14 protein-coding genes and 1 tRNA gene are annotated in these 16,681 nt (G+C 69.8%); 5 read left to right on the forward strand and 10 right to left on the reverse strand.

What is annotated here, in order from left to right; translation table 11 throughout:
• Window positions 1-165: 165 nt before the first annotated feature.
• The gene (locus tag ACFWVE_RS16390) at window positions 166-507 is read right to left on the reverse strand and encodes a hypothetical protein (RefSeq protein WP_384013980.1); all 342 of its coding nucleotides are present in this window, start codon (window positions 505-507) and stop codon (window positions 166-168) included.
• A 3-nt stretch (window positions 508-510) separates the two neighbouring features.
• Window positions 511-759: a hypothetical protein gene (locus ACFWVE_RS16395; RefSeq protein ID WP_384013983.1), complete on the reverse strand. Its 249-nt coding sequence runs from the start codon at window positions 757-759 to the stop codon at window positions 511-513.
• A 138-nt stretch (window positions 760-897) separates the two neighbouring features.
• Between ACFWVE_RS16395 and ACFWVE_RS16400 the strand changes: the two genes are divergently transcribed.
• The gene (locus tag ACFWVE_RS16400) at window positions 898-1,875 is read left to right on the forward strand and encodes a helix-turn-helix transcriptional regulator (protein ID WP_384013985.1); all 978 of its coding nucleotides are present in this window, start codon (window positions 898-900) and stop codon (window positions 1,873-1,875) included.
• Here ACFWVE_RS16400 and ACFWVE_RS16405 read toward each other — a convergent pair.
• The 6 genes from ACFWVE_RS16405 to dnaK all read right to left on the reverse strand — a co-directional run bounded on the left by ACFWVE_RS16405 (window position 1,838) and on the right by dnaK (window position 9,051).
• Window positions 1,838-2,890 carry a LuxR C-terminal-related transcriptional regulator gene (locus ACFWVE_RS16405; RefSeq protein ID WP_384013988.1) on the reverse strand — a complete coding sequence of 351 codons (1,053 nt, stop codon included), beginning with the start codon at window positions 2,888-2,890 and terminating at the stop codon, window positions 1,838-1,840. The two genes, ACFWVE_RS16400 and ACFWVE_RS16405, sit on opposite strands and share 38 nt — an antisense overlap.
• A 318-nt stretch (window positions 2,891-3,208) precedes the next feature.
• Entirely contained in the window at window positions 3,209-4,315 is a 1,107-nt protein-coding gene (locus tag ACFWVE_RS16410) for a sugar ABC transporter substrate-binding protein (protein ID WP_384013991.1), read from the reverse strand.
• Between the two features lie 454 nt (window positions 4,316-4,769).
• On the reverse strand, window positions 4,770-5,222 hold the full coding sequence (locus ACFWVE_RS16415; protein WP_384013994.1) for a heat shock protein transcriptional repressor HspR: 453 nt from the start codon (window positions 5,220-5,222) through the stop codon (window positions 4,770-4,772).
• 5 nt (window positions 5,223-5,227) lie between these two features.
• Window positions 5,228-6,430 (reverse strand): molecular chaperone DnaJ, encoded by a 1,203-nt coding sequence (dnaJ, locus tag ACFWVE_RS16420; RefSeq protein ID WP_384013997.1) that lies wholly within the window; start codon window positions 6,428-6,430, stop codon window positions 5,228-5,230.
• Window positions 6,431-6,529: 99 nt separating this feature from the next.
• Window positions 6,530-7,201 carry a nucleotide exchange factor GrpE gene (gene grpE, locus ACFWVE_RS16425; RefSeq protein ID WP_384014000.1) on the reverse strand — a complete coding sequence of 224 codons (672 nt, stop codon included), beginning with the start codon at window positions 7,199-7,201 and terminating at the stop codon, window positions 6,530-6,532.
• Window positions 7,198-9,051: a molecular chaperone DnaK gene (gene dnaK, locus ACFWVE_RS16430; protein ID WP_257850614.1), complete on the reverse strand. Its 1,854-nt coding sequence runs from the start codon at window positions 9,049-9,051 to the stop codon at window positions 7,198-7,200. Before dnaK ends, grpE begins: the two co-directional genes overlap by 4 nt.
• Before the next feature lie 532 nt (window positions 9,052-9,583).
• Here dnaK and ACFWVE_RS16435 point away from each other — a divergent pair.
• The 3 genes from ACFWVE_RS16435 to ACFWVE_RS16445 all read left to right on the forward strand — a co-directional run bounded on the left by ACFWVE_RS16435 (window position 9,584) and on the right by ACFWVE_RS16445 (window position 14,882).
• Complete coding sequence (locus ACFWVE_RS16435; protein WP_384014004.1) at window positions 9,584-11,890, forward strand: heterodisulfide reductase-related iron-sulfur binding cluster; 2,307 nt, start codon at window positions 9,584-9,586, stop codon at window positions 11,888-11,890.
• Between the two features lie 343 nt (window positions 11,891-12,233).
• A complete protein-coding gene (locus tag ACFWVE_RS16440; RefSeq protein WP_384014007.1) occupies window positions 12,234-13,688 on the forward strand; it encodes an FG-GAP-like repeat-containing protein in 1,455 nt (484 codons plus the stop codon).
• A gap of 102 nt (window positions 13,689-13,790) precedes the next feature.
• Window positions 13,791-14,882 carry a Yip1 family protein gene (locus ACFWVE_RS16445; RefSeq protein WP_384014011.1) on the forward strand — a complete coding sequence of 364 codons (1,092 nt, stop codon included), beginning with the start codon at window positions 13,791-13,793 and terminating at the stop codon, window positions 14,880-14,882.
• 62 nt (window positions 14,883-14,944) lie between these two features.
• On the opposite strand, the gene ACFWVE_RS16450 is transcribed toward ACFWVE_RS16445, so the two are convergent.
• Both ACFWVE_RS16450 and dcd read right to left on the reverse strand, forming a co-directional pair.
• Complete coding sequence (locus ACFWVE_RS16450; RefSeq protein ID WP_384014014.1) at window positions 14,945-15,442, reverse strand: phosphoribosyltransferase; 498 nt, start codon at window positions 15,440-15,442, stop codon at window positions 14,945-14,947.
• Window positions 15,439-16,014 carry a dCTP deaminase gene (gene dcd / locus ACFWVE_RS16455; RefSeq protein ID WP_171141551.1) on the reverse strand — a complete coding sequence of 192 codons (576 nt, stop codon included), beginning with the start codon at window positions 16,012-16,014 and terminating at the stop codon, window positions 15,439-15,441. The genes ACFWVE_RS16450 and dcd overlap by 4 nt, the downstream gene beginning before the upstream one ends.
• Before the next feature lie 569 nt (window positions 16,015-16,583).
• Between dcd and ACFWVE_RS16460 the strand changes: the two genes are divergently transcribed.
• Window positions 16,584-16,657: transfer RNA gene (locus ACFWVE_RS16460), tRNA-Gly, on the forward strand.
• Window positions 16,658-16,681: the final 24 nt, after the last annotated feature.

Below are 16,681 nucleotides of genomic sequence, written 5' to 3' on the forward strand. Positions count from 1 at the left end.
GTCGACGAGACCACAACCCCACCCCCCCGCCCCCCCCCCACCCCCCCCCCCGCCCACACCCAACAAACCACCCACAACCGCGCGGCCCCGCCCCGCCCCCCCCCCCCCCCCCCCCCCACTGCCGGGGGAAGCGCCTGCGCGATCTTTTACAACGGGGGAATCGCGTCAGGCACTGCGGGGGGTGGCCGAGATGGTCCGGGCAGCGGGGGAGTCGGACTCGGACTCCACCTGCTCATGGTCCCGTTGATCCAGGTTCACAAAGATCATTCCGTACCGGATGGCACACCGCACGGGCTGCGGCGCCCCACGGGGCCGCCGCAGGCACCGGTACGCCCGTACGTCCTGATCCTCGTCGCGCGTGACGACGACCGGTTCACCGAACACGGTCACCATCAGGGAGTCACCGCTGTGGGGGATGGCGGTGACCAGGTCGATGAAGTGCCATCCGGACCGGTAGGCGGTGGCCATCTCGCGGCGGAAGGATCGGTCGTCGGGAGGCGTGGTCATCACTCAGCCCCAACTACTGTCGTCCGCAGCCGTGGGATTGACCACACCCCAACTGCTGTCGCCCTCGGCCGTGGGAGTGACCACACCCCAACTGCTGTCGCCCTCGGCCACGGACTGGGCACTCACCGCCGGTCCCCGGTCGCCGTCCGCCCGCACGTCACCCTTCGTGCCGGCCAGGCCACTCAGCGCCCCGAAGGCCACGACGGCGGAGAATGCGGCGACAAGCACCGAGCGAAGCGTTCTCTTGCGCATAGTCGGCTTCGTCCTCACTCGAAGATCACCCTTTTCCCCCGTCAGGTACGACGATGGCTCATTCGGGCACGTCATGGCCACACAATCGGTGCATCATGTTCCTGCATGTTCAGGACCCTGTGGGGTGGAGATTTGATAATGAATCGGACTAATGAGGCACATCCCCATGCGGTCACCGAACTGTGCGAGGCCGGCAGCCGCCTCTACGCCGACGCCCTGCGCGCGGGCCGCATCGCCCGCACGGACGTGGAGCCCGCTCCCTGCCTGATGGAGCTCGCCCTGCTGCACCCCGACCCGGACGACCCCACCTGGCTGCGCCCCCTCTCCCCTGCGGTGGCCCTGGCCCACCGGCTCAACCCGCTGGAACGGGAGATCACCGAGCGCAGGCGGATGTCGATCGAACTGGCCGACGCCTTCGAACCGTTCATGGCCCTCAGCGCCCAGGCGACGATGACCACCCACTCGATCACGGTGCTGGAGGGCCTCGACCGGATAAACGCCGCCCTCGATCTTGCCACCGCGCAGTGCCGGTCCGAGATGCTCACCGTCCAGCCGGGCGGCCGTCGGCTGGAACACACCCTCGCCCAAGGGCTGGAGCGCGACCAGCAGCTGACCGAGCGCGGGGTGCGCATCCGGACCCTCTACCAGCACACCGCCCGCCACAGCCCCGAGACGCTGGCGTACGTGGCACGGTTCGGCACCGGCAGGGTGGAGTACCGCACCATCGACGAGCTCGTGGAGCGGCTCATCATCTGCGACGAGACCGTGGCCTTCATCCCCACCCGCGACGACCGTCAGGTCGCCCTGGAACTGCGCCACCCCGGCCTCGTCCGCTACCTGATCAAGGTCTTCGAGTTCATGTGGACCCGCGCGGTCCCCCTGAGTATGGGCGCCCCGTACGAACCGGCCTCGGACGGCCTCACGGACATCCAGCACTCCATCGCCAAACTCCTCGTGGAGGGCCACGTCGACGAGGCCATCGCCCGGCGCCTGGGGATGAACGTCCGCACCTGCCGCGCCCACATAGCCAAGCTGGCCTCCGCCCTCGGCAGTGGCAGCCGCGCCCAACTGGGCTACCTCATCGCCCAGTCGGGGATCCTCGAGCACGAATCCTGACGGGTGCCGCCGCCGCACCAGGCGGACCGTCCAGGCCCGCCTGGGCGATCCTGACGCCCAGCTGAGTGCGGCTGGCCGCGCCCAGCGTCTCCGACAGCCGGGCGATGTGGGCCCGGCAGGTGCGCACGCTGATCCCCAGCCGCTCCGCGATCACCGCGTCCTGGTGGCCCTCCGCCAGCAGCGCCGCGATGGACCGCTCCCGGTGCGAGATGCCCTCGATGCCGGTGTCGGGAAGCGGGGCGGCCAGTGGGAGGGCGAGCCGCCACAGCCGCTCGAAGACCGTGCTCAGGTACTCCACCAGCGCCGGATGCCGCAGCTCCAACGCCATCGAGCGCTCGGCGTTGGCGGGGATGAAGGCGACCGTGCGATCGAAGAGGATCAGCCGCTCGGTCACCTCGTCCAGCGTCCGCGCCTCCACCGCGTCACCCATCAGCTCCAGGTACGTGTGCAGCCCCTGGCCGTGCCGGGCCACATGCGTGTAGAGGTCCCGCATCCGCACCCCGCGCCCGCGCAGCGCCGTCGCCCGGTGCAAGCCCTCCGACAGCTCCGCCTCACGCCGGATGCCGCCGGGCTGGACCGTCAGCACCTCGGTGGTGCACGCCTGCGTCGCCTTGTCCATCGCGGCCTGGATACGGGCCACACCGTCCAGCACCCGGATCGCCGGCCCCTCCCCGGCCGAGGCGGCAGAGGCCTGCGGCGACTGCGCCCCGCGGTCGAGGCCGACGTACCACTCGAAGGCCTCGACGGCCGAACCCACCCGCCGATGGCTCGCGCTGACCTCGTCGTACATCCCCCGCAGCAGCCGGGTCATGACCTCCTGCGGGGCAGTCGGCACCAGCCAGTCCATGTCGTCGGGGTCCGGGTGCAGCAGGGCCAGGTCCAGGAGGCAGGGCACCGGCTCCGCGTCCCGGCGCGGCACCCGCCCGCGCCGTACGGCCCGGGAATACACGCGATCCCCGGCGTCGCACAGTCGGTCAGCACCGTGTGGGTGCTCGCCCGTCCCGCGCCCGGCCATTGCCCGTCCCACCCCCGGTTCAGCCACTTTCCGATGCGCCACTATGCGCGGACCCACCCGGCTCCGCAACACGGCTCCCGTCGCCGTGACCGCCGGAAACCACCGGTATGACCGTCTATCTCCGGGCCTCGCCTCGTCACATTGCAACAAACTGGCGGAGGACAGGCCCGGGTGAGCGGTGTCGGAGCGGCGTGCGCACGGCGGGGAACGCGGGGCGCGGAGAGGGCGGGAAGCCGGGGCGGGGGCCCGGAGACGCGTCGGGGAACAACACTGCCGGGGAGCGCGGCGATCCGCGCTCCCCGGCAGGACGGTCGAGGGCTACCGCAACCCGGCCTCGTCGCACGCCTCCTTGTAGGCGGCCGTGCAGATGTCCGACAGCTTGTAGATCTCGTCGGCGACGACCGTGTCCGCGATGTTCTCCTTGGTCAGGGCGACCACGGGCACGAGCTGCGCCGGAATGTCCTTGTGGGTGGGGCTGTCGACCCGCTCGTCGGTCAGCGCGTCGAACTGGATGCTCTTGCCCTGGACCCGCGCCACCGCGATCTCCGCGGCGTTGTCCGCCTCGGTCGGGTAGGACTTGTACACGCTCATGAACTGGTCGCCCAGGAGGATCCGCTGCACCGCGGCGAGTTCGGCGTCCTGGCCGGTGATCGGGGGCAGGTCGGTCACGCCGGCCGCCTCCAGGGCCTTGACGATGCCGCCCGCCATGCCGTCGTTGGCGGAGTAGACCGCGGCGATCTCGTCCGCACCGATCTCGGCGATCGCCTCGGCCATGTTGGCCTCGGCGTTCTCCGGCTTCCAGTCCTTGGTGTCGTAGGACTTGGCGATGGTCACCGCGCCCTTGAGCTCGGACATCGCCCCCGCCTTGAACTGCTTGGCGTTCGGGTCGGTCGGCGAGCCGTTCATCATGACGACCTTGCTGGTGATCCCGCCGTCGCCGCCGAGCGCCTCCAGCAGGGAACGGCCCTGGACCTCGCCGACCAGCTCGTTGTCGAAGGAGATGTACGCGTCGATCGGGCCCTCGGCCAGCCGGTCGTAGGCGATGACGGGGATGCCCGCGTCCTTGGCCTTCGTCACGTCCTCGGCGATGGCGTGCGCGTCGACCGCGTCCAGCACGATGACGTCGACCCCGTCCTCGATCATCTGCTGCATCTGGCTCGACTGCTTGCCCGGGTCCGCCTCGGCGTTGGCGTAGTCCACCTTGCCCTTGTCACTGGTGAGCTCCTCCACCTTCTTCTTGAAGATGGGGTAGTCGAACTGCTCGTACCGGGTGTTGGCCTTCTCCGGCAGCAGGAGCCCGATGGTGACGTCGTTCCCCTTGGTGGGGCTCGCTCCGTCACTGCTCCCCGTCGCGTTGAGTACGCCGCAACCGGCAAGCACGACGGACATCGAGGCGGCGGCGACTGATATGGCGATACGACGCATGCGGGAGCTCACTTCAGTACGTTTTGGACGTGGGCACAACATTGCGGCCCATGTGACTGAAAAGCCAACGCTCCAGCGACCACTGGCGTCAAGACCAACTACTTAACGAGATGAACACAGCACCGTGCGCTGAAGTCGTGTGGGCTCGGCGAAAGACTCGCACATAACCCCTACACACGCATACACGTGCTGCTCACAGCCGTGCGCGGGGCGTACGCCGGGGCGCACGAACGAAGAAGTGACGGGCCATCAGTCGTCCACGCGCAGGTGAGGCCCGGGGGTTCGGACGAACCTCCGGGCCTCACGCGACACTTCACTTTTGCGTCAAACGGAACTTCTCCGTCATATCGCAGCCTTCACACGGGGCCGTTTCCGTCACAGCGCCGCCCGCACCGGACCGACGCTTTCACGCCACCCGGCCGACCACCCGAACGAGGGCGGTCGGCGCCTGCCGTCAGTCGGGCTGCTGCTGGCGCTTGGGCCGCCACACCACCAGCGCGCTGGTCTGCTGCACCTCCTGGTACGGCACCAGGTCCCGGCGGTACGACGCGTGCACCGCCGCCTCGCGCTGGCGCATGGTCGCAGCCGCGCCGTCCAGCGCGCCCTCCAGGTCCGCCACCCGGGCCTGGAGCGCGGCGACCTGGTTCTCCAGTTCGATGATGCGCTTGATGCCGGCCAGGTTGATGCCCTCGGTCTGCGACAGCTGCTGCACCTGGCGGAGCAGCTCGATGTCACGGGCCGAGTAGCGGCGGCCCCGGCCGGCGGTGCGGTCCGGGGAGACGAGCCCCAGACGGTCGTACTGACGCAGCGTCTGCGGGTGCAGCCCGGAGAGCTGGGCCGCCACCGAAATGACGTAGACCGGGGTTTCCTGCGTCAGTTCGTACGGATTGCGTCGACGACCGTCCATCGCCCTCAAGCTCCCTTCGCGGCCTGGAACAGCTCCGCCCGCGGGTCGTCGTCCGCGGTCGCCTCGCGATACGCCTCCAGTGCGTCACGAGCCTTCCCCGGAAGGTCCTTGGGAACACTCACCTCGACGGTGACCAGCAGATCACCGCGCGAACCGTCCTTGCGGACCGCTCCCTTGCCCCGGGCCCGCATGGTCCGCCCGTTGGGTGTCCCCGGGGGGAGCTTCAGCGTGACCGGCGGACCGCCGAGCGTCGGGACGCGGATCTCACCGCCGAGCGCCGCCTCCGGATAGGTGACCGGGACGGTGACGGTGAGATTGTCGTCCTTACGGCCGAACACCGGGTGGCTGCCCACGTGCACGACCACGTAGAGGTCGCCCGCCGGGCCGCCGCGCTCGCCCGGAGCGCCCTTGCCGCGCAGCCGGATCCGCTGGCCGTCGCTGACCCCCGCGGGGATGCGCACCTGCATCGTCCGCGAGGACTTGGCCCGGCCGCTGCCCTTGCAGATGTCGCAGGGGCTCTCCGCGATCAGCCCGCGGCCCTTGCAGTCCGGGCACGGGTCGGTGAGCGAGAACCCGCCGCCGCTGCCCCGGGCGACCTGCCCGGTACCGACGCAGGTCGGGCACACGCGCGGTGTGCCGTTCTTGTCGCCGGTGCCCGAACAGGCCTTGCAGGCCTGCTGGGAGGACATCCGCAGCGGGACCGTCGCCCCCTCGATCGCCTCGGTGAAGCTCAGGGTGACCTCGGACTCGATGTCCTGGCCGCGCCGGGGCTGGGTGCGCGTGCCGCCCGCGCCGCCGCCGCCGCGGTTGAACAGGCCGCCGAAGACGTCACCGATCCCGCCGCCGAAGCCACCGGCGCCGGCCTGACCGCCGGCCTGACCACCGCCCTGGCCGCCCCCGAAGAGGTCACCCAGGTCGAAGTTGAACGACCCGGCACCGCCCGCCCCCGGCCCCGCGCGGAAACCACCGCTGCCGAAGAGCGAGCGGGCCTCGTCGTACTCCTTGCGCTTCTTGGGGTCGCCGAGGATGTCGTTCGCCTCGGAGATCTCCTTGAACCGCTCCTCCGCCTTGGCGTTGCCCTTGTTGGCGTCCGGGTGGTACTCGCGGGCGAGCTTCCGGTACGCCTTCTTGATCTCGGCCTCGGTGGCGTCCTGGGGGACGCCGAGAACCTTGTAGTAGTCCTTCTCGATGAAGTCCTTGGTACTCATCCCCGACGTCCCTCCTCTCCCGCCCTGCAGGCCGTCCCCGGCCTGCCTGCCCTGCCCGTCGTGCCCGCCCGCGCCGGCGTGCTCGCGCCGGCCGGGGCGTCAGCCCTCCTGGGGGCCACCGGTCTCCTTTTCGTCCGCCGCCGCCTCGGCGCCCTCCTCGGCCGGCTTGCCCGGCTGGGCACCCGGCTGCGGCTCGGCTACGGCCACCCGCGCGGGGCGGATGGTGCGCTCGCCGATGCGGTACCCGGGCTGCAGGATCGCCACGCACGTCGTCTCCGTGACGTCCGGGGCGTAGGAGTGCATCAGGGCCTCGTGGATCGTCGGGTCGAAGGGCTCGCCCTCCTTGCCGAACGTCTGCAGGCCCAGCTTCGCCACGGTCGCCTCCAGCGACTCGGCGACGGACTTGAACCCGCCGACCAGCTCGCCGTGCTCCCGCGCGCGGCCGATGTCGTCGAGCACGGGCAGGAAGTCGGTCATGAGGTTCACCGAGGCGAGCTCCTTGACCGCGATCCGGTCGCGCTCGACCCGGCGGCGGTAGTTCTGGTACTCGGCCTGGAGCCGCTGGAGGTCCGCGGTGCGCTCACCGAGCGCCGAACGCACCTGGTCCAGCTGGGCCACCAGACCCGCATCGGGACCCGAGTCCCCGGCCGGGGCCGCCGCCTCCTCCGTGGAGGGGTCGGCGGCCTTCGGCTCGGCGTCATCGGCCGGAACGCCTGAGGGGACGTCGGGCTGCTGCGACTGTTCGTCGAAGCCCGGGGTCTCCTCGGTCACGCCGCACCGTCCTTACGTTCGTCGTCCACGATCTCGGCGTCGACCACGTCGTCGTCCGCCTTGGCCCCGCCGGCACCCGCGTCGGCCCCGGCAGCGCCGCCCGCGGCCTGGGAGGCCTGCGCGTCGGCGTACATGGCCTGGCCCAGCTTCTGGGAGACGGCCGCGACCTTCTCGGTGGCGGTGCGGATCTCGGCGGTGTCCTCGCCCTTGAGCTTCTCCTTCAGCTCGGCGACGGCCGACTCGACCTCGGTCTTGATCTCACCGGGGACCTTGTCCTCGTTGTCGGCGAGGAACTTCTCCGTCTGGTAGACGAGCTGCTCGCCCTGGTTGCGGGACTCGGCGGCCTCACGGCGCTGGTGGTCCTCCTCCGCGTACCGCTCGGCCTCCTCACGCATGCGGTCGACCTCGTCCTTCGGGAGCGAGGAGCCGCCGGTGACGGTCATCTTCTGCTCCTTCCCGGTGCCGAGGTCCTTCGCCGTGACGTGCATGATGCCGTTGGCGTCGATGTCGAAGGAGACCTCGATCTGCGGGACGCCGCGCGGCGCCGGCGGCAGACCGGTCAGCTCGAACATTCCGAGCTTCTTGTTGTACGCCGCGATCTCGCGCTCGCCCTGGTAGACCTGGATCTGCACCGACGGCTGGTTGTCCTCGGCCGTGGTGAAGATCTCGGAGCGCTTCGTCGGGATCGTGGTGTTGCGCTCGATCAGCTTGGTCATGATGCCGCCCTTGGTCTCGATACCGAGGGACAGCGGGGTGACGTCGAGCAGCAGGACGTCCTTGACCTCGCCCTTGAGGACACCGGCCTGGAGCGAGGCGCCGATGGCGACGACCTCGTCCGGGTTCACACCCTTGTTGGCCTCCTTGCCGCCGGTCAGCTCCTTGACGAGCTGGGCGACGGCGGGCATACGGGTGGAGCCACCGACGAGAACGACGTGGTCGATCTCGGACAGCGCGATACCGGCGTCCTTGACCACGTTGTGGAACGGCGTCTTGCAGCGCTCCAGCAGGTCCGCGGTCAGCTGCTGGAACTGGGCGCGGGTCAGCTTCTCGTCGAGGTGCAGGGGGCCCTCGGCGGAGGCGGTGATGTAGGGCAGGTTGATCGTGGTCTCGGTGGACGAGGACAGCTCGATCTTGGCCTTCTCGGCGGCCTCACGGAGGCGCTGGAGCGCCATCTTGTCCTTGCCCAGGTCCACGCCGTGCCCGGACTGGAACTGCTTGACCAGGTAGTCGACGACGCGCTGGTCCCAGTCGTCACCACCGAGGTTGTTGTCGCCGTTGGTGGCCTTCACCTCGACGACGCCGTCGCCGATCTCGAGCAGCGAGACGTCGAACGTACCGCCACCGAGGTCGAAGACCAGGATGACCTGCTCGTCCTTGTCGAGGCCGTACGCCAGGGCGGCGGCCGTCGGCTCGTTGACGATGCGCAGCACGTTCAGGCCCGCGATCTCGCCGGCCTCCTTGGTCGCCTGGCGCTCCGCGTCGTTGAAGTACGCCGGGACGGTGATGACCGCGTCGGTCACCTTCTCGCCCAGGTACGCCTCGGCGTCCCGCTTCAGCTTCTGGAGCACGAAGGCGCTCATCTGCTGCGGGTTGAAGTCCTTGCCGTCCAGGTTGATCTTCCAGTCGGTGCCCATGTGGCGCTTGACCGACCGGATGGTCCTGTCGACGTTGGTCACGGCCTGACGCTTGGCCACCTCACCGACCAGCACCTCGCCGTTCTTCGCGAAGGCGACGACGGAAGGCGTGGTCCTGGCGCCCTCGGCGTTGGTGATGACGGTGGGCTCACCGCCTTCCAGAACGCTGACGACGGAGTTAGTCGTGCCCAGGTCGATGCCGACCGCACGTGCCATTTCGATTCCTCCAACTGACTTGAGTGGAACAGACTCAAGCATGCCTGACGTCCGGCGCGGGGTCAACAGAGCTGAGTCGTCCGGACTCAACTCTTATCCGGTCCTTACGCGCAACCAGGCGCCGACCTGCGGTTCCGCGAAGCTCCGCGGGCAAGCGAGGCGGGAGCCACCCCCGGGAGCGAGGGTCGTCGGCGTCACCCGGGGCGGCCCCGACGGCAGCACGGCAGAGGCCGCGGCGGTACCGGCGGCACCGGCGGCGGCCCGCGGGCCGCCGCCGCAGGGGCATGCGGACGCACGTGTGCGTCAGAGATATAGGTTAGTGGCGTATGCCCCGCTTTGAAGGTCGTCACACGGCCGCATCCGGAACGCCTGCCAAGGCAAGCCTCAGCGACTCAGATCACCCCGTGCCCGGCTACAGTGCGGCTGGGGTTGGGGGTAGTCTCGGACGGACTGCATAAGTTACCGCTTAGTAATGTCGGGAATCCCGTGGCAGGAGCCCCCGACGAAACCCTCGCAGGCCCGAGGAGCCCCCATGCAACTCGCCGCGATCATCGTGTCGCTGGTCCTGACCGTGATCGGCGTTGCCCTGCTCGCACGCGCGATCGGCCAGTTCGTCCGGTACTTCAAGCTGGGCCAGCCGGTCCCGGCCGGTACCCGGACCGACAATCCCTACCAGCGCAGTGTGACCCTGGCGAAGGAGTTCCTCGGCCACACGCGCATGAACCGGTGGGGCATCGTCGGCATCGCCCACTGGTTCGTGGCCGTCGGCTTCCTGACGCTGCCGCCCACCCTCGCCCAGGCCTTCGGCCAGCTCTTCCAGGCCGACTGGGTGCTGCCGGTCATCGGCGGCTTCCTGCCGTTCGAGATGTACATCGAGTTCATCGGTGTGATGACCGTGCTCGGCATCGCCGTGCTCATCGTCATCCGGCTGCTGAGCCTGCCGTCGCGCCCGGGCCGCAAGTCCCGCTTCGCCGGCTCCAAGTCGGGTCAGGCGTACTTCGTCGAGTACGTCATCCTCACCATCGGCCTCGCCATCTACGTGCTGCGCGGCCTCGAGGGCGCCCTGCACCACGTGGACGGCTACGAGGCGGCGTACTTCGCCTCGTACCCGCTGGTCATGGCCTTCGACGGCCTGTCCGTCGAGACGCTGCAGAACCTGGTCTACCTGGTCGCCATGATCAAGATCGGGACCTCGTTCGTGTGGATGATCGTGGTCTCGCTCAACACCAACATGGGTGTGGCCTGGCACCGCTTCCTCGCCTTCCCGAACATCTGGTTCAAGCGCGAGGCCGACGGCGGCACCGCCCTCGGCGCCCTGCAGCCGATGACGTCGGGCGGCAGGCCGATCGACTTCACCGACCCCGGCGACGACGACGTCTTCGGCGTCTCCCAGGTCGAGCAGTTCTCCTGGAAGGGCCTGCTGGACTTCTCCACCTGCACCGAGTGCGGCCGCTGCCAGTCGCAGTGCCCCGCCTGGAACACCGGCAAGCCGCTCTCCCCCAAGCTGCTGATCATGTCGCTGCGCGACCACGCGCACGCCAAGGCCCCCTACCTGCTGGCCGGCGGCGGCAAGAGCATGGAGGGCGAGGAGAAGGCGAGCGAGGAGCAGCTGAAGGACGTGCCCGCCGCGGCACTGGCCGAGGCCGAGCGGCCGCTCATCGGCACCCTCGAAGCCGCGTCCGACAGCGGCTTCGCCGCGGGCGGGGTCATCGACCCCGACGTCCTGTGGTCCTGCACCACCTGCGGCGCCTGCGTCGAGCAGTGCCCGGTCGACATCGAGCACGTCGACCACATCGTCGACATGCGCCGCTACCAGGTGATGATCGAGAGCTCCTTCCCGTCCGAGGCGGGCACGATGCTCAAGAACCTGGAGAAGAAGGGCAACCCCTGGGGCCTGGCCAAGAAGCAGCGCCTGGAGTGGACCAAGGAGGTCGACTTCGAGATCCCGGTCGTCGGCAGGGACATCGAGGACCTGTCCGAGGTCGAGTACCTGTACTGGGTCGGCTGCGCCGGCGCCCTCGAGGACCGCGCCAAGAAGACCACCAAGGCCTTCGCCGAGCTGCTGCACATCGCGGGCGTCAAGTTCGCGATCATGGGCGGCGACGAGAAGTGCACCGGTGACTCCGCCCGCCGCCTCGGCAACGAGCCCCTGTTCCAGGAGCTCGGCATGGAGAACGTCATGTCGCTGAACATGGCCTTCGGCGAGGAGACGGACGACGACGGCAACGTCACCGAGGAGACGAAGAAGCCGAAGGCGGCGAAGAAGATCGTCGCCACCTGCCCGCACTGCCTCAACACCCTCGGCAACGAGTACCCGCAGCTCGGCGGCGACTACGAGGTCATCCACCACACCCAGCTGCTCCAGCACCTGATCGACGAGGGCAAGCTGATCCCGGTCACCCCGGTCGAGGGCCTCATCACCTACCACGACCCGTGCTACCTGGGCCGGCACAACAAGATCTACACGCCTCCGCGCGAGATCATCGCCAACGTCCCGGGCCTGCGCAACGAGGAGATGCACCGCCACAAGGAACGCGGCTTCTGCTGCGGCGCCGGCGGCGCGCGGATGTGGATGGAGGAGCGGATCGGCAAGCGCATCAACGACGAACGCGTCGACGAGGCCCTCGCCCTGAACCCCGACATCGTCTCCACCGCCTGCCCGTTCTGCCTCGTCATGCTGACCGACTCGGTCAACGGCAAGAAGAACGACGGCAAGGCCAAGGAGTCCATCCAGGTCGTCGACGTCGCCCAGCTGCTGCTGGAGTCCGTCAAGACGCCGCTCGACCCCGCCGGTGAGGCGGAGAGCGAGAACACCCCGGAACCCGAGCCGGTGAAGTAACCGGCCCGGCCCCTCCTCCAGCGCCCCGTCCCGGCTCCGGCCGGCGGCGGGGCGCTGTCGTCGTCCCGGGCGTCCGTCCCGGGCATCCGTCCCGGGCACAGCCGCGTGGTACGGGACGACGACCTCACGCCCGTCGGCACCCGCCGCACATCCGTCCCCCACATTCGCCATGTCCACGTACAACCCTCCCCGCCCCTCGCCGGTCTCCTTGGCGGTGATCACCGGGTGATCACCCAGTGACCGCCCGGTGAACTCGTGCCCCATCCAGGACGAGTACGGGTGAATCACCGCATCAGCACGGGACGCCGCAGCCGGCGGCCGTCCCGCACAGGGCAGGAGACCCATGCGCAAGAAGCTCAGCATCACTCTGGCGACCGCCACCGCGGCCGCGCTCACCGGCGGTCTGCTCGTCGCCACGGCCGGACCCGCGGCCGCCGCCCCGGGCCTCGACAGCGACTTCAACGGCGACGGCTACCGGGACGTCGCCGTCACCGCCCCCCTCGCCTCCGTCAACGGCAAGTCCAAGGCCGGGGTCGTCACCATCCTGTACGGCTCCCCGGGCGGCGCCGGCGCCAAGAAGATCCAGACCCTCAGCCAGAACAGCGCCGGCGTCCCGGGCGCCGCCGAGACGGGCGACCAGTTCGGCGCCCACACCGCACCCGGCGACTACAACGGCGACGGCTACGCCGACCTGGCCGTGGGCGCGCCGGGCGAGGACGCGGGCTCGGACACCGACGGCGGCACCGTGGTCATCCTGTGGGGCGGCGCCGGCGGCCTGTCCGGCGGCACCACGGTCTCCGACCCGACCCGCTCCACCCACGACTGGTTCGGCCAGGTGGTCGCGGCCGGCGACTACAACGGCGACGGCCGGGACGACCTCGCGATCGCGTCCGACATCAACAAGGTCGACATCTACCGCGGCGGCTTCACCAAGTCGGGCTCCACCGGAGGCCGCTACAGCGTCACGGCCCCCATCCTCAAGGTGCCGGGCCTGGACATCTTCAACCTCACCCCGGGCGACATCGACGCCGACGGCCGTACCGACCTGGTCGTGGACGGCTACGAGGGTGACAGCGACGGCGAGTACTCGTACAACGCCAACTACTGGCTGCCCGGCTCCTCCTCCGGTGTGACGACGTCGGGCGCGCAGAAGCTGCCCGCCGGGATCATCTCCGACATCGGCGACGTGGACGGCGACGGCCGCGGCGACATCGTCATCGGCAACGGCTGGGACGCCGGCACGAACAGCGCGGGCGTCGCCAAGGGCGGAGCCGTCGAGATCGTCTACGGGACGGCGGGCGGCCCCGAAGGCGCCGCCGAGACCATCAACCAGAACACGGCGGGCGTCCCCGGCAGCAACGAGACCGGAGACAGCTTCGGCCACGAGGTCTCCCTCGGCGACATCAACGGTGACGGCCACGACGACCTCGTCGTCGGCGCGCCGGGCGAGGACCTGCACGGGGTCAAGGACGCCGGCATGGTCTCCGTGATCTACGGCTGGAGCGGCGGCCTCCGCGAGACCGGCTCCCAGGCCCTGGAACAGAACACCCCCGGCGTCCCCGGCGGCGGCGAGGAGGGCGACGGCTTCGGCGGCGAGGTCCTCCTCTCCGACGTCACCGGCGACGGAAAGGCCGACCTCACGGTCGGTCTCCCCTGGGAGAACGCGAGCGACGGTTACGCCGTCGTCTTCGACTCCGACGGCACGAAGATCGACCCCGCCGGACGCGGCATCGGCCTGACCTCCGCCGGCATCTCCTCGGCCGGCACCCCGCTGTTCGGCTTCCACATCAACGGCTGACGCCGCCCCACCGGCCGGTCCCGCCAGCCGGCGGCCGGTCCGTCCTGCGTAGGACCGCACCCCTACGCAGGACGGAGAGCGGAGCTGACTCCCCCTTAGGGGATGTCACAGCTCGGCCGCAAAGCCGGGCCCGAAACCCCGGGCCCGGCACACGGCCCGCCGGGACCAGGTACGTTCGACAACGTGGCTGGATTCAGGATCGGACGCGGCCGGGACAACAACGGCGCTCCTCACGCGCGACCGCAACACCCCCCGTACGGACAGCAGACGCCGCCGGGGCCGTCGTACGGCTCCCCGCAGGCGCCTCAGCCGTACCCGCCCCAGCAGCCGCCCCACGGCAGAGGCGGCAACGGCGGTGGTGGCAATGGCGGCGGTGGCGGCGGCAACGGGGGCGGCTGGCCGCAGATGAACCGCGGCCCGGGCGGACCGGGCGGCGGCTACGGCGGCCCGCACGGCCCCGGGCGCGGCGGCGGACACGGTGAGCCCGAATACTTCGGCGACGGCGGCGCCTACCCTCCCGGCGCCCACGCCCCGCACTCCCCCCATGCCCCGCACGACCCCTACGCGGCCAACAACCCGGGCCACACCCAGGCCTTCCAGGTCAGCGACGACCACTACCACGGCGACGCGGCCCCCCTGCCGGGTCCGGTGGGGCCCCGGCTGCGCTGGAAGGACCTGCTCAAGGGCATCGTCACCGCCCCCGACCGGACCTTCCTGCAGATGCGCGACTACACGGTGTGGGGCCCCGCCCTCGTCGTGACCTTCCTCTACGGCCTCCTCGCGGTCTTCGGCTTCGACGGCGCCCGTGAGGAGGCGATCAACGCCACCATCACCAACGCCATACCGATCGTCCTGATGACGGCCGTGGCGATGGTGATCAGCTTCCTCATCCTGGGCGTGGTCACCCACTCCCTGGCCCGCCAGCTCGGCGGCAACGGGAACTGGCAGCCCACGGTCGGCCTGTCCATGCTGATCGCGTCCCTCACGGACGCCCCGCGCCTGATCCTGGCGATGTTCGCGAGCGGCGACGCCACGTTCGTCCAGATCGTCGGCTGGGCCACCTGGGTCGCGGGCGGCGCGCTCCTCACCCTGATGGTCAGCCGCTCCCACGACCTCCCCTGGCCGAAGGCCCTGGGCGCCTCGGCGATCCAGCTCCTGGCCCTGCTGTCACTGATCAAGCTGGGCACGCTGTAGCAGCGAGCAGCACACGAGGAAGGGGGCTCCCGGCCGGGGGCCCCCTTCCTCCTTCCGCAGCTCTACGCGTCGAGAACCTGCCCGGCCCGCCTGACGACGGGCGGCTGCACGGACCACGGAAAGTCGATCCACTCATCGGTCCGCTTCCAGACGTACTCGCACTTCACCAGCGACTGCGTCTTCTCGTACACGACGGCGCTGCGCACCTCGGCGACGGCGTCGAGGCAGAAGTCGCGGACGAGCTTGAGCGTCTTGCCGGTGTCGGCGACGTCGTCGGCGATCAGGACCTTCTTGTCGGTGAAGTCGACGAGGTTAGGCACGGGCGCCAGCATGACCGGCATTTCCAACGTCGTCCCCACGCCGGTGTAGAACTCGACGTTCACGAGGTGGAGGTTCTTGCAGTCGAGGGCGTAGGCGAGCCCGCCGGCGACGAAGACACCGCCACGGGCGATGCTCAGCACGACGTCGGGCCGGTACCCGTCGTCGGCGATGACCTGCGCGAGCTCACGCACGGCCACACCGAACTGCTCGTACGTGAGGTTCTCCCGCACGCCGCTCACACCTGGGTCCGGTGGAAGTTGAGGAAGGACCGCGAGGCGGTGGGCCCGCGCTGCCCCTGATACCGGGACCCGTACCGCTCACTGCCGTACGGGAACTCGGCGGGCGAACTGAGCCGGAACAGACACAGCTGGCCGATCTTCATACCGGGCCACAGCTTGATGGGGAGCGTGGCGAGGTTCGACAGCTCGAGGGTCACGTGCCCGGAGAAGCCGGGGTCGATGAACCCGGCGGTCGAGTGCGTGACGAGCCCGAGCCGCCCCAGCGAACTCTTCCCTTCGAGCCGCGACGCGAGATCGTCCGGGAGCGAGATGACCTCGTACGTGCTGGCCAGCACGAACTCACCGGGATGCAGGATGAACGGCTCGTCCCCCTCCGGCTCGACGAGCCGGGTCAGATCGGCCTGCTCGATGGAGGGGTCGATGTGCGGGTAGCGGTGATTCTCGAACACCCGGAAGAAGCGGTCGAGGCGCACGTCGACACTGGACGGCTGCACCATGGATTCGTCATAGGGATCGATCCGTACCCGCCCGGCGTCGATCTCGGCCCGGATGTCCTTGTCTGAGAGAAGCACCCCCCGAGGATACGCAAGACGCGCAGGCCGGCCACCATCGCGCCGCCCCACGCGCCCACGCCCCAGGTGTGCCGTCCCGGCCCGCGGCAGGTCTCACGACCCCGAACCGGGACGCAGTCCTCCCCGCCCGCCTACCGCTTCTCGAAGGCCACCGGTACGACGCTGCGAAGCCGCGCACAGCGCGGACAGCGCAACAACCGGACGGGACCGAGTCGCTCGGCCTGCTGCATCGGGAACGAGGTGGCGGTAAACACGTGCCCATCGGCACAGCGGACGACGGTGCGCTGCATCAAGTCCAAGAGTCCCTTCCCCAAGAACCGCATCTGGCTTCCTGCCCTGACGACAAAAGCCACGTTACGGGATCAAGGAGACGGCCCTGCAGGCGGCACTCCACACCCGCCCACCCTCACTCAGGGCCCCCACCGTACGCCCCAACTTCAGCCCTCCGCACCCGCTTCCACCTCTGAAGCACCATCAGGCCCCCGGGTACGGGAAACACCGGGGACCTGGCATGGGGTACAGTGGGCGAGCATCCGGACACCGGTCGAGGCAGGTGTTCTGGATCACAAGCGGGTGTAGTTTAATGGTAGAACATCAGCTTCCCAAGCTGAGAGCGCGAGTTCGATTCTCGTCACCCGCTCCAAGCGAAACCCCCGGGTCAGTGACC

It is taken from the genome of Streptomyces sp. NPDC058632, from assembly GCF_042717095.1.
Taxonomy (GTDB): domain Bacteria; phylum Actinomycetota; class Actinomycetes; order Streptomycetales; family Streptomycetaceae; genus Streptomyces.

What these genes read in the sequence shown, in the direction of transcription:
- ACFWVE_RS16390 (WP_384013980.1), bottom strand. Translation starts at nt 507, where the DNA reads ATGACCACGCCTCCCGACGACCGATCCTTCCGCCGCGAGATGGCCACC.
- ACFWVE_RS16395 (WP_384013983.1), bottom strand. Translation starts at nt 759, where the DNA reads ATGCGCAAGAGAACGCTTCGCTCGGTGCTTGTCGCCGCATTCTCCGCC.
- ACFWVE_RS16400 (WP_384013985.1), top strand. Translation starts at nt 898, where the DNA reads ATGAATCGGACTAATGAGGCACATCCCCATGCGGTCACCGAACTGTGC.
- ACFWVE_RS16405 (WP_384013988.1), bottom strand. Translation starts at nt 2,890, where the DNA reads ATGGCCGGGCGCGGGACGGGCGAGCACCCACACGGTGCTGACCGACTG.
- ACFWVE_RS16410 (WP_384013991.1), bottom strand. Translation starts at nt 4,315, where the DNA reads ATGCGTCGTATCGCCATATCAGTCGCCGCCGCCTCGATGTCCGTCGTG.
- ACFWVE_RS16415 (WP_384013994.1), bottom strand. Translation starts at nt 5,222, where the DNA reads ATGGACGGTCGTCGACGCAATCCGTACGAACTGACGCAGGAAACCCCG.
- dnaJ (WP_384013997.1), bottom strand. Translation starts at nt 6,430, where the DNA reads ATGAGTACCAAGGACTTCATCGAGAAGGACTACTACAAGGTTCTCGGC.
- dnaK (WP_257850614.1), bottom strand. Translation starts at nt 9,051, where the DNA reads ATGGCACGTGCGGTCGGCATCGACCTGGGCACGACTAACTCCGTCGTC.
- ACFWVE_RS16435 (WP_384014004.1), top strand. Translation starts at nt 9,584, where the DNA reads ATGCAACTCGCCGCGATCATCGTGTCGCTGGTCCTGACCGTGATCGGC.
- ACFWVE_RS16440 (WP_384014007.1), top strand. Translation starts at nt 12,234, where the DNA reads ATGCGCAAGAAGCTCAGCATCACTCTGGCGACCGCCACCGCGGCCGCG.
- ACFWVE_RS16445 (WP_384014011.1), top strand. Translation starts at nt 13,791, where the DNA reads ATGTCACAGCTCGGCCGCAAAGCCGGGCCCGAAACCCCGGGCCCGGCA.